Origin of the sequence: Pontibacter sp. H249 (assembly GCF_037892465.1) — a bacterium.
Lineage (GTDB): Bacteria > Bacteroidota > Bacteroidia > Cytophagales > Hymenobacteraceae > Pontibacter.
This window is the reverse complement of sequence record NZ_JBBKTR010000012.1, coordinates 123,551-135,956: the sequence shown is the minus strand read 5'-3', so window position 1 is coordinate 135,956 and position 12,406 is coordinate 123,551. Positions and strand designations below refer to the sequence as shown.

General features: G+C 47.9%; 14 protein-coding genes. All 14 read left to right on the top strand.

Annotated elements, in window-relative coordinates:
• Positions 1-67 precede the first annotated feature (67 nt).
• Positions 68-1,417: a rhodanese-like domain-containing protein gene (locus WG943_RS15140; protein ID WP_340410287.1), complete on the top strand. Its 1,350-nt coding sequence runs from the start codon at positions 68-70 to the stop codon at positions 1,415-1,417.
• A gap of 123 nt (positions 1,418-1,540) precedes the next feature.
• Entirely contained in the window at positions 1,541-1,984 is a 444-nt protein-coding gene (locus tag WG943_RS15135) for a hypothetical protein (protein ID WP_340410285.1), read from the top strand.
• Between the two features lie 106 nt (positions 1,985-2,090).
• The gene (locus WG943_RS15130) at positions 2,091-2,738 is read left to right on the top strand and encodes a Crp/Fnr family transcriptional regulator (RefSeq protein ID WP_340410284.1); all 648 of its coding nucleotides are present in this window, start codon (positions 2,091-2,093) and stop codon (positions 2,736-2,738) included.
• Positions 2,739-3,187: 449 nt separating this feature from the next.
• Positions 3,188-4,048 carry a sulfite exporter TauE/SafE family protein gene (locus tag WG943_RS15125; protein WP_340410282.1) on the top strand — a complete coding sequence of 287 codons (861 nt, stop codon included), beginning with the start codon at positions 3,188-3,190 and terminating at the stop codon, positions 4,046-4,048.
• A 129-nt stretch (positions 4,049-4,177) separates the two neighbouring features.
• On the top strand, positions 4,178-5,590 hold the full coding sequence (locus WG943_RS15120) for an MBL fold metallo-hydrolase (RefSeq protein WP_340410281.1): 1,413 nt from the start codon (positions 4,178-4,180) through the stop codon (positions 5,588-5,590).
• A 168-nt stretch (positions 5,591-5,758) separates the two neighbouring features.
• The gene (locus tag WG943_RS15115) at positions 5,759-6,085 is read left to right on the top strand and encodes a rhodanese-like domain-containing protein (RefSeq protein WP_340410280.1); all 327 of its coding nucleotides are present in this window, start codon (positions 5,759-5,761) and stop codon (positions 6,083-6,085) included.
• 98 nt (positions 6,086-6,183) lie between these two features.
• The gene (locus WG943_RS15110) at positions 6,184-6,741 is read left to right on the top strand and encodes a YeeE/YedE family protein (RefSeq protein ID WP_340410278.1); all 558 of its coding nucleotides are present in this window, start codon (positions 6,184-6,186) and stop codon (positions 6,739-6,741) included.
• A gap of 103 nt (positions 6,742-6,844) precedes the next feature.
• Complete coding sequence (locus WG943_RS15105) at positions 6,845-7,258, top strand: DUF6691 family protein (protein ID WP_340410277.1); 414 nt, start codon at positions 6,845-6,847, stop codon at positions 7,256-7,258.
• A gap of 94 nt (positions 7,259-7,352) precedes the next feature.
• Positions 7,353-8,618, top strand: a complete 1,266-nt coding sequence (locus WG943_RS15100) for an MFS transporter (protein WP_340410276.1) — start codon at positions 7,353-7,355, stop codon at positions 8,616-8,618.
• A gap of 97 nt (positions 8,619-8,715) precedes the next feature.
• The gene (locus WG943_RS15095; protein WP_340410275.1) at positions 8,716-9,078 is read left to right on the top strand and encodes a hypothetical protein; all 363 of its coding nucleotides are present in this window, start codon (positions 8,716-8,718) and stop codon (positions 9,076-9,078) included.
• Positions 9,079-9,212: 134 nt separating this feature from the next.
• A complete protein-coding gene (locus tag WG943_RS15090; RefSeq protein WP_340410273.1) occupies positions 9,213-10,097 on the top strand; it encodes a DsrE family protein in 885 nt (294 codons plus the stop codon).
• A gap of 60 nt (positions 10,098-10,157) precedes the next feature.
• Positions 10,158-10,790, top strand: coding sequence for a TlpA disulfide reductase family protein (locus tag WG943_RS15085; protein ID WP_340410271.1), 633 nt, complete (start codon positions 10,158-10,160; stop codon positions 10,788-10,790).
• 159 nt (positions 10,791-10,949) lie between these two features.
• Positions 10,950-11,405 (top strand): DsrE family protein, encoded by a 456-nt coding sequence (locus tag WG943_RS15080; RefSeq protein ID WP_340410270.1) that lies wholly within the window; start codon positions 10,950-10,952, stop codon positions 11,403-11,405.
• 9 nt (positions 11,406-11,414) lie between these two features.
• Entirely contained in the window at positions 11,415-12,353 is a 939-nt protein-coding gene (locus WG943_RS15075; RefSeq protein WP_340410268.1) for a sterol desaturase family protein, read from the top strand.
• Positions 12,354-12,406: the final 53 nt, after the last annotated feature.

Below are 12,406 nucleotides of genomic sequence, written 5' to 3'. Positions count from 1 at the left end.
AAAGCCCTCCGGGCTTAAAATAACCCGTAATTAACTAGTAAAGTATAAAAGTATAAAATAACTAACCATGAAGATAAAACAGTTCGAAGATAAAGGCCTGGCGCATTATTCTTACGCCATTCTAAGTGAGCAGACGAATGAGGTAGTGCTGGTAGACCCGGCCCGTAATCCGCAGCCATACTATGATTATGCAAAAGAAAACAACGCTAAAATTGTAGGTGTGATCGAAACCCACCCACATGCAGACTTTGTAAGCTCTCACCTCGAAATTCATCAGAAAACCGGTGCAACCATTTACGCCCATAGCCTGGTAGGCGCCGATTATCCGCACCAGGCTTTTGATGAGGGCGCAGAGTTGCAGATTGGTGAAGTAAAGCTAAAGTCTATTCATACTCCAGGCCATTCGCCGGATGGTATCAGCATTGTGCTGGAGCACGAGGGCAAAGACAAGGCTGTGTTTACTGGTGATACTTTGTTTATAGGTGATGTGGGCCGTCCGGATCTGCGTGAGAGTGCCGGTAACATTACCGCTAAGCGTGAGGAGCTGGCGCGCCAGATGTACCACAGCACCCGCGAAAAGCTGATGAAACTGGACGATGACGTACTGGTATACCCGGCGCACGGAGCCGGAACCCTTTGTGGTAAAGGCCTGAGCGAAGCCAATAGCAGCACCATAGGCGCTGAGAAACGTAGCAATTACGCCCTGCAGGAAATGAACGAAGACCAGTTTGTGAAGATCCTGACAGAAGACCAGCCATTTATACCAAAGTACTTTGGCTACGATGTAGGCCTTAACAAGCAGGGTGCTCCGGACTATCAGAAAAGTATAGACGGTGTGGCCAGGCTGGAGAAAAACTTTAAACCTGAGGCTGGTGCCGTAATAGTAGATGCCCGTAGCGAAAAAACCTTTAAGAAAGGGCACTACAAAGGTGCGATCAATGTGCAGAACGGCGGTAAGTTTGAAACCTGGCTTGGAAGTATAGTTAGCCCAAGCGAAAGTTATTACTTAATAGCTGAGAGTGAGGATGAGCTGAAAGACCTGATCAACAAAGCCTCCAAAATCGGTTATGAACTGCTGATAAAAGGCGCTTTTGTGATGGATGACGAAGCAGACGTAAAAACGCCGCAGCTGGACCTGGAAGACTTCAAGCAGCATAAGGATAACTATACCATCGTGGACATCCGCAACGAATCGGAGGTGAAGGGTGGCAAGTTCTTCGATAAAGCCATAAACATCCCGCTGCCTGAACTTCGCGAGCGCGCCAAGGAAATCCCTTCAGATAAGCCGGTTGTAGTACATTGTGCCGGCGGTTACCGCTCTGCAGCCGGAAGCAGCATCGTGGAAGCTGCCCTACCTGATGTAAAGGTACTTGACCTGAGCGAAGCGGTAAACGATTTCAAGAACGGCCAGAAATAATAGTAGGTAAAGTATAGCCGGTGCATGACTCCATGCACCGGCTAATTATTTGTAGGCCTCTCATCTGCACCTCCCGTAAGTGACTTCGTATAGTATAAAAACCAAACCAATATGCATAAAACTATGGATACATACGAAGGCCGGGTAAGAGAAAGCTCGAGTGATAAAGTAAACCAGGACATAGACGCACAAACGCTGGAAAACATACGACAGTACGGCTACAACAGCACGGAAGAGATTAACGAGAGAATGGAGGAGTTAGCAAGAGAATGGGATGTTGAACGGGTACTGGAAGTAAATGCCTCCACACTTGCCTTGAGCGGAGTGCTGCTTGGTACCTTTAAAGATAAGCGTTGGTTTATACTTTCTGGTGTAGTAACTTCATTCCTACTGCAGCATGGCTTGCAAGGCTGGTGCCCGCCGCTGCCTATACTTCGCAAATTAGGCCTCAGAACCCGGAAAGAGATACACGAAGAACGCGTTGCCCTGAAAGCTTTACGAGGCGATTTTAACAGGGTATTGGCCATTACCACACCGGAAGGAGTCCTGAAAGTTGTACGGGATTAGTGCATTGGGCAAACAGGTTTACGAGTGATGCACTTTTTTACCATATTCTAAATTTAAAATAGCGCCATCCACAAAGTATGGCCTGCAACGCACCTAAAAGATAAACATGGAAATTTTAGACAAAGAAGTTATACTAAAGCAATTCCCGCAACTGGAGCAGCCTCTGCTGGAGGAGCTGTTAAAGCAAAGCACGCTAAAAGAGGTAGAAGAAGGAGAAGAAGTAATGCGCACCGGCCAGTACATCAAATCCACTATCCTGCTGCTGAGTGGCCTGCTGAAAGTATACCGCGAGGACGACGAGGGAAATGAGTTCCTGATGTACTACCTGGAGCCGGGCAATGCCTGCGCTTTGTCTATGATGTGCACGGCACGCACCGAAAAGAGCCAGATCATGGCCAAAGCAGTCGCAAAATCGGAAGTGCTACTGGTGCCGTCTCACCTATCAGAAATGTGGCTGGGCAAGTATAAAAGCTGGCACAACTTTGTGATTGCCTCCTACCGCCAGCGCTTCGAAGAACTGCTGCAAACCCTAGACAGCATCGCCTTTAAAGGCCTGGACGAACGACTATTGTTTTACCTGAAGCGCCATGTAAAAGTAAGCGGCAAAGAGGTAAGGCTCTCGCACCAGCAAATTGCCGACGAACTAAACAGTTCCCGCGAAGTAATTTCCAGACTCCTGAAAAAGCTGGAGCAAACCGGCGCCATCACCCTGCACCGCAACTACATCGAGGTACACGACCTGGAGATAGTCTAGGGAGTTTAAGAGGTAGAGGGTTTGGGAGTTAGAGAAGTAAGAAATGTAGAGACGCAATGTTTTGCGTCTCTATACTTTGCTACAAGCGATAAAGTATAAAATTGCCGTGCCGCAAGATTAGCCCCAGCGTAACGTTTACCAGGCTTTGCTTGGGAAAAGCAAGAGATGTAATGGCAGAGGCTATACTTTGGCAAATAATGATTAACTCACCCCTATCCCTCCCAAGAGGGGAATTTCTCACAGAGTATAAGTTCCACAAAGTATACTTTTCTACTTGTGCAGAAAGCTAGTTATCTTAAAAGCTTTCGGGACGGCATGAGATTGTAAGTTATAACTCTCTAACTCGCAAACTCTCTAACTGCCCAACTCCCATCTGTGACTATTGTCACGGTACGCGCAGCAGCTAAACCTTACCTTTGTATTAGTTGAACTAAAACACTAAAATATCAATGGAAATTCTCGGATATATCGCAGCCATGTTAATTGGTCTTTCACTTGGACTGATTGGTGGGGGCGGCTCTATACTTACGGTGCCGGTGCTGGTTTACCTTATCGGCCTGAATCCTGTTATCTCAACAGCATACTCCTTGTTTATTGTAGGGCTCACCAGCCTGGTCGGCTCCTGGAAGTTCTATAAAAAGGGGCTGGTGAGTCTTAAAACCGCTTTGGTATTTGGTGTGCCTTCTATCGTAGCCGTTTATCTTACCCGCCGTTACATTGTGCCGGCCATCCCCGAAAATATCTTTACAGTTGGTGATTTTGTAGTTACGAAAGGCGTTTTGCTGATGCTGCTCTTTGCCGGGCTCATGGTGTTTGCCTCTATCTCGATGATCAAAAAGAAAAAAGAAGTGACCGCCGACCCAGCCGAGCCTGTTGACGAAAACATTGACACGGAGCTTGATGTGGAACACACCGACCCAACAGAGAAACATCCAAAGCCAAAGTTCAACTACGGCGGCATTCTGGCCGAGGGCCTGGTAGTGGGTACGCTTACCGGTTTGGTAGGTGCAGGCGGTGGTTTCCTGATCATTCCGGCGCTGGTACTTTTCAGTAAACTAGACATGAAAATGGCGGTGGGTACTTCCCTGCTTATCATCGCGGCCAAGTCGCTTTTCGGCTTCATCGGCGATATCTACAACTATGAGATCAACTGGACGTTCCTGGCCATCTTCTCCACCATTTCCATCGTGGGCATTTTCATCGGAACGTTCCTTTCCACCAAGATCCACGCCGATAAACTGAAGACCTCTTTTGGTTGGTTTGTGCTGGTGATGGGCATTTACATCATCGGTAAAGAATTATTTTTCTAATAAGTCTGCAGCGTGATATTAGTCACAGACTCAGGCTTATAATCTTCTGAAATTTGTAATATCATCAAGGTAAAAGGTGACAATCAGAACCAGAAAAACAAAAGTATAAAACCTTAAAAGTCAGCTACCATGAAAGTAGAACAGATCTATACCGGATGCCTTGCCCAAGGCGCTTATTACATCGAGAGCAACGGCGAGGCCGCCATCATCGACCCGCTTCGTGAGGTAAAACCATACATCGAGAAGGCCGACAAGGACGGTGCTAAAATCAAATACGTGCTGGAAACACACTTCCACGCAGACTTCGTTTCGGGCCACGTGGACCTGGCAAAGGCAACAGGTGCCACAATAGTTTTCGGGCCAAATGCACAGCCAAAGTTTGCTGCGCATATCGCGAAAGACGGTGAGGAACTAAAACTGGGTAATGTAACCATTAAGGTGCTGCACACCCCAGGCCATACCATGGAGTCTACTACCTATTTGCTCATCGACGAGAACGGCAAGGAGTATGGCATCTTCTCCGGCGACACCCTGTTTATCGGTGATGTGGGGCGTCCTGACCTGGCTGTAAAATCAGACCTGACAGAGGAGCAGCTGGCACAGCACCTGTATGATTCTTTGCGCACTAAGATTATGACACTACCGGATGATGTGGTGGTGTATCCGGCACACGGCGCCGGCTCTGCCTGCGGCAAGAACATGAGCAAGGAAACCACCGACCTGCTGGGTAACCAGAAGAAGACCAATTACGCCCTGCGTGCCGACATGACCAAAGAAGAGTTCGTGAAAGAGGTGACGGAGGGCTTACTGCCTCCTCCGGGATATTTCCCGATGAACGTGAAGATGAACAAGGAAGGCTATGCCAATATTGATGAAGTTATGGCACAGGGCCTGCACGAACTGTCTCCGGAAGCATTTGAGGCTGCCGCCAACGAAACTGCTGCTTTAGTGCTGGATACACGCGAGCCAGAGGAGTTTGCCCATGGTTTTATTCCGAATTCAATAAACATCGGCATTGACGGCAACTTTGCACCATGGGTGGGTGCGCTGATTCCTGATATTCAGCAAACGATCCTGATCGTGGCAGACGAAGGCCGTGAAGAAGAAGTAGTGACCAGGCTGGCACGCGTGGGATACGATAATGCCATCGGTTTCCTGAAAGGGGGCTTCCAGAGTTGGAGAACTTCAGGTAAGGAAACAGATACCATTTCTTCCATTTCTGCCGAAGAGTTTGCCAAGCGTTTTGAGCAGAATAACGCCATCAAGGTAGTGGATGTGCGTAAACCGGGCGAGTACCAAGCCGAGCACGTAGAAGCAGCCGCAAACACACCACTCGACTACCTGAACGAGCACCTAGCAGAGCTGCCAAAAGAGGAGGAAATGCACCTGCATTGTGCCGGTGGCTACCGCTCTATGATAGCAGCTTCTATCCTGAAGGCCAGAGGCTTTGACAATGTAGTGAACGTGGAAGGCGGCTTTAAGGCGATTGCCGAGACAAGCGTACCGAAAACAGCCTACGTTTGCCCAAGCACTTTGAAATAAGTGAGTGTAAATAATATTAAAAATCCATGGCGCGAGCGAGGACGCTCGCGCCATGTTCAAAGTATAAAATCCCGTTGCGTGACCTAAGTCACAGACTAAGCCCCTATAAATCCCGAACTTTGTATAGTAATCGGATCACAGTAAAAAATTTAAAGACAAGTATAAGCCATGTTTAATATATTCGGATCGAAACCAAAAAATTACGAGAACCTGGACGGAAACACTTTCAGAACAAAATACCAGGGTTCTCCAAAAGCTGAGTTGCTGGATGTTAGAACAGCCGGCGAGTATGCAGGTGGTTCTATCAAAGGAGCCAGAAACCTGGACGTGACGTCGGCACAGTTTCAGCAGGCCCTCCAAACCATGGACAAAGACAAAGAATACTTCGTGTTCTGCCGCAGCGGCAACCGTAGCGGTTCTGCCTGCGATTTGATGACAGCACAAGGTTTTAAAGCCTATAACCTGGCAGGAGGCATCGGTGCCTGGCCAAAATAATAAAAGTATAAAACTAAAACTAGAGCAGGAAAACAGAGGGGCCTGCGACCTGGCTCCTCTCCTGCTCCATACCATTAACTAAACTATACTATTAAGAGATGTTAGAATTTATTAGCCAGCCATGGCCGTGGTATACATCAGGTATTGTCATTGCTTTTGTAATGGTACTGCTGCTGTTCTTCGGGAAATCATTTGGCTTTTCGTCTAACCTGCGTACCATTTGCTCTGCCTGCGGTGCAGGTAAAACCGTGAAGTTTTTTGATTTTGACTGGCGCTCCCAGACCTGGAACCTGCTGTTCCTGGTGGGTGCTGTGTTGGGCGGTTTCATCGCTTCTGAGTTTTTGTCTAACGGCGAGGCTGTGCAGATATCGCAGGCTACAGTACAGGACCTGAGCCAGCTGGGTATTTCGGCCCCGGATGGCATTCAGCCAGAAGAGATTTTTAGCCTGGAGGCAGCCTTTACTTTAAAAGGATTCCTGATCCTGCTGCTGGGCGGGTTTGCCATCGGGTTTGGTGCCCGTTATGCCGGGGGCTGTACTTCGGGTCACGCCATCAGCGGGATTTCAAACCTGCAGCTTCCGTCGCTGATAGCCGTAATCGGCTTCTTTATCGGGGGCCTGATCACAACCTTTTTACTGCTGCCGCTGATATTTTAACAGCGAAAAGAACCCAAAATCAATAAGTACAAAAGCATGAATGACGCAGTTATAATCAAACATAATTCCTCATTCATACTTTCCAATTCATAATTAGAAGACCGTGAAAGGATTGAAATTTATACTTGCCGGCATTTTGTTCGGCATCGTGATGAGTAAGTCGGAGGCCATTTCGTGGTTCCGCATCCAGGAGATGTTCCGCTTCCAGTCGTTCCATATGTATGGCATCATCGGCACAGCGGTTGTACTTGGCACCATCGCGACTTTCATCATCAAAAAATACAAGCTGCGCGACTACCAGGGAAACCCGATCGTGTTCACGCCTAAAGAAATGTCCGTGCCGCGCTACCTGATCGGTGGTACCATTTTCGGATTGGGTTGGGCCTTGACAGGCGCTTGCCCGGGCCCAATGTTCGTAAATATTGGTTTTAGTTACTGGGCAATATTCATAGCCATATTTGGTGCGATAGCCGGCACTTATTTGTATGGCGCCATAAAAGACAGATTACCTCACTAAAAAGATATTGGCTAAAAGTTGAGTGTGTTGTCGGGAGCCATCTGCTTCATTGCGATGGCTTCCGGCATCCTGAACTGAAGGTATAAAAAGCTACATGACACAAGCATCAGGCACAAAACTAGGATTACAGGAGAATGCGGGTCAGTTCTGGCTGCTGGTGCTGGTAAACGGTTTTGTTGGTTCGATGGTAGGACTGGAGCGCTCTGTAATTCCGGAATTTGCCGAAACTGTTTTTGGCATAAACGGACACACGGCGCTCCTTTCTTTTATAGTTGCTTTTGGCCTGGCCAAGTCCGGTGCTAACCTGGCAATGGGGCGGCTGGCAACAAAGTATACCCGCAAGCAGCAGCTGCTGATAGGTTGGCTGTTTGCCCTGCCAGTGCCCTGGCTCCTGCTTTACGCCGGCAGTTGGTGGTGGGTAATTATTGCTAACCTGCTCTTGGGTATAAACCAGGGCCTGTCGTGGTCGGCTACCGTAGTGATGAAGATTGACCTGGTAGGCGAGAAAAATCGTGGCCTGGCTATGGGCATCAACGAGTTTGCCGGTTACCTGGCAGTTGGTGTGGTGGCTTTCCTGGCTGGTTATATTGCTTCTACAACCGGCGATGTTACTAAAGCTTTTGCTCCGGGTATCGGTTTCTCGATAGCTGGTTTACTGCTGACGGTGTTTCTGGTGCGCGACACGCATTCCCATGTACAGGCAGAAACGAAGCAGACCAGTATACCGCTGCTCCACAACATCTGGAAAGACACCACCTGGCGGCACGGCAACCTGGGTTCTGTTACGCTGAACGGCTTTGTAAATAACCTGAACGACGGTATACTTTGGGGACTGCTGCCGGTACTGCTCAGCACCAAAGGGTATACTTTAACCGAGACTGGCTTGCTGGCCGGCACCTACCCTGTGGTGTGGGGGTTGGGCCAACTGGTAACAGGCAAACTCGGCGATGTGCTTTGCAAAAAGCAGCTACTAAGTATAGGCATGTTGATACAGGGTGTTGCGATTGGTTTACTTATTTTTGCCGGCTCCTACCCTATTCTGGTTGCAGCGCTTGTTATACTTGGTGCCGGCACAGCCTTGGTCTACCCAAATTTCCTGTCGGTGGTGGCTGAGAACACGCACCCCAGCCAGCGGCCACAGAGTCTGGGCATCTTCCGGTTCTGGCGTGACTTTGGCTATGTGGCAGGGGCAGTAACTGCAGGTGTTTTCAGCGACTTGTTCGGTTTACAGACCGTTATACTTGGCACAGCCATACTTACTGTAGGTGCTGGTTTATTATCAGAGTATAGGATGTGCTGCACCCAAAAGTTGCTCTGGCATAGCCGGGAGTGCGGCACAAAGTTGGTTAAGGCTAACTGATTTTATACTTTTATAAAACCTGAGGCAGGAACACTTTATACTTTCAGACTTGTTGTAATGACTATCGCGCACACATAAGTGTTGCAAAAAGCTAAATATGAGAACGTACCTGTTGTTATTTCTGAGCACCCTGCTGCTGCTCTTCGCATTGCCGAAGAACAGCAACCTGCGCAGCTATGCACAGCAGGGCGAACTCCGGAAATCATGCAGCTACAGCAAGCGTTTTGTTAAAAAACCATGTACCAGAAAGTGTCTGAAACACCAGACGCCCTCAGAAAATCAAAATAATGCAGCAAACCTGGCTACCGACTGTCATCAGCAGGTGTATGCCCTTGTGCATTCGTTGCAAACCGAGCCATTTGTTTATCCATTAGCTAAACGCACCTATATACTTCCTCGCATCCGGAAACACCTTCCTCCTGACCTGGAGCACGACCCTGAACCGCCTCGGCTTTCTTAAAATAATCTTTACTTTTTAAAGCAACGAAGGCAGGATCCTGTTCCTGCTCTGTTGCCTGTGCTATACTTCCCATCAAATAGGTAAAGTATAGCTGCGTCCTATTTGAATATGTAATTTTAAGAAAACTGAATCATATGGAAATCACTCCAAAGCAAAAAATATCGTTCCTGGTGCTACGCGCTTTGGCAAGCCTTATCTTTGTCATGGCAGGCTTTAACCACTTGTTCCAGACTGCCGGTGCCGCAGCCAGGCTGGAGGCAGCACCTTTTGCACACCTGGTCACCTGGATTACCCCTGCCGAAACCCTGATCATACTTTCAGGCATAGGCTTGCTGCTGGGCGGCTTTATGCTGCTATTAGGTTTCAAAACCAAACTGGCTGCTGCTATACTTTTGGCCATACTTATCCCGATCACGCTTACTGTGCAAGTAGGCGCAGCAGGTAATGGGCCACTTTTCAAAAATGTAGCCCTTATCGGCATGCTGATTTTTTTTATCATAAACGGTGCCTTGCACTATGGCCTGGACCAGGTGCTTGCCCTTAAGAAGAAAACAAGTATGGCTGACAAGTATAGCAGAAAGTATGTAGCTGTTGTGGCCACTGCTTTAGTGGCACTGCTTGGGTCATTTACCGGTACAGCTGCTCAAAACACATCGCAACCAACTGCTGTAACTCCTGCTGTTGGCCAAAAGTATGCCGTACTTATCAGCCAACCCAACCACCTGAAAGCAGCTGTGAATACAGCAGAGACTATCACGAAAGACAGCAAATACAACCGCGAAACCTTTGTAGTAATGGCATGCGGTAAGTCTGTAGAGGCTTTTAAGAAAGACGGTGGAATGGCCGCTGAGATTGAGAAAGGCAGAGCAGCCGGCGTTACGTACATGCTCTGCGGTATGTCGTTAAAGCAGTTCAGCATTGACCCTGCCACGTTGGTAGATGGTATAGAAATTACACCAAACGGCCTTACTTATATGTTCGACCTGAAGCAAAAAGGCTTTACTACTGTGGAACTTTAGTCACATAGTATAACAAAAGTTTAAGCTATCTTAGCTACGTTTAAAAGAAGAACCAACATCATGAACAAGAATAAATTTTCGATAAAGAACATACCGGGTTGGGCAGTTATGCTTGGCATTTCCGGTGTTTTGTACTTAACAGGATTACACACCGAAGCCATTGGCCAGGTACAGCGCCTGTTACTGGCAACCGGTATCAAAAACGCCGATGTGCCGGAAACGCTGCAGAACCCAGACGCCAAAGCTGTGGTAGATGCGGCTGCGGCAGCCAACCCTGAAATGGCCGGGGCAGGCTTTAAGATGGTAGACCTGAACGGCAAACAGGTAAGCTTCGAAAGCCTGAAAGGCAAGGTGGTTTTCCTGAATATCTGGGCTACCTGGTGCCCGCCATGTATTGCCGAAATGCCTAATATTCAGAAGTTATACGACAAAGTAGGCTCTGACAAAATTGCATTTGTAATGTTATCGGTTGATGAGGGCGGCATGGCTAAAGTGAAGAAGTTCATCAACAAGAAAGGCTATACTTTCCCGGTGTATATGCCGGCCAGTCAGTTTCCGCAGGAGTTTTACTCGAATGCCATACCTACCACCTTCATTATCTCGCCTGAGGGTAAGATAGTAGCCAAACAGGAAGGCATGGCCGATTACGATACCAAAGAAGTGCGGGATTTCCTGCAGGGAATGGCGAAGTAAGCTAACCATAAAGCCAGCTGGTTCTGCTGTATCGGCTGGCTTTATACTTTACAGCTCTCGCATGAAACACAGCACCACCAAATAGTGTTTGAAGTATGGCTAAACTCTTCACTTATACTGTTGCAGCACCTATTAATTTTATACTTTAATTCAGCATCCATGAGAGCCAGACTGATCTTGATCTTAACGCTGTTTGCCTTTACTGCAGGCACTTCTTGGGCGCAGCAGGCAAAAACGTCTGCCAAACCGGCTGCCTCCCAAAAAGCAAAGGCTATAACGCACCGCATCGTGTACGATATGTCTGTTGCCGATACAGCGCAGCATGCTGGCCTGATGCGCCAGCTCAACAACATCAAGCGTGGGTGGCCTGATGCACAGATTGAAATAGTGGTACATGGCAAAGCGCTGAACCTGCTTGTAACAGACAAAACAACAAAAGCTACCGCTATTAAAGACCTGCAAGCAAAAGGTGTGGTTTTTGCAGCCTGTGAAAACACCATGCGTGTGCAAAAGGTTGTAAAAGAGCAATTGCTGCCACAAGTAACCACAGTACCCATGGGTATAGGCGAACTGGTACTAAAACAGGAAGAAGGCTGGAGCTATATTAAGTTCTGATTTTAATACATGGAGAAATACTGGAACATCTTTAAAACATCTTTTTCCGACTACGGCAACTACCTGTGGTACGAACTACTGAACCCCAGCTGGGGCAATTATTTCTACTGGCTGCTGGGCATTTCCCTATTCTTTTGGCTGCTGGAAGTTATACTTCCGTGGAGGAAAAATCAGGCCATTATCCGGCAGGATTTCTGGCTCGATGGCTTCTACATGTTCTTTAATTTCTTCCTGTTCTCGCTTGTAGGATTTAATGCCATTTCTAACATCGGCGTAGAGGCTTTTAATGATTTCCTGGCGCTGTTCGGGGTGAAGAATCTGGTAGCTTTCGAAGTGCAGTCCTGGCCGGTATGGGCGCAGTTACTTACGCTGTTTATAGTGCGCGATTTTATACAATGGAACGTGCACCGCCTGCTGCATAGGTCCGAATTTTTGTGGCGCTTTCATAAGGTGCATCACTCGGTTCAGCAGATGGGTTTTGCTGCGCACCTGCGCTTCCATTGGGGTGAGACTGTCGTGTATCGTACTTTGGAATACATTCCGCTGGCTATGATCGGCTTCGGTATACAGGACTTCTTCCTGGTGCACATATTTGCCACCTCTATCGGTCACTTTAACCACTCTAATATCCATTTGCCATTGGGTCCGTTGCGCTACCTGTTCAATAACCCTCAGATGCACATCTGGCACCACGCAAAGCACATACCGCATCGCCACGGCGCCAACTATGGCATCAGTTTAAGTATTTGGGATTATCTCTTCGGTACGGCCTACATGCCATCCGATGGCCGTGATATTGCGCTTGGCTTTGAGGAGGTAGAAAAGTATCCAACGTCTTTTGCAGAGCAGTTGTGGTATCCATTTAAGGAAGCACAGCCCCCCGTTCGTAATCCTCTGCCTGAAAAGAGACCTGAAGAAATGGTAGAAGCTGGAGGCACCTCAAGGTAAGCTATACTCTGTAGTATACTTGCCTTTACAGTTTAAGGCTGTCACGTCTTTTT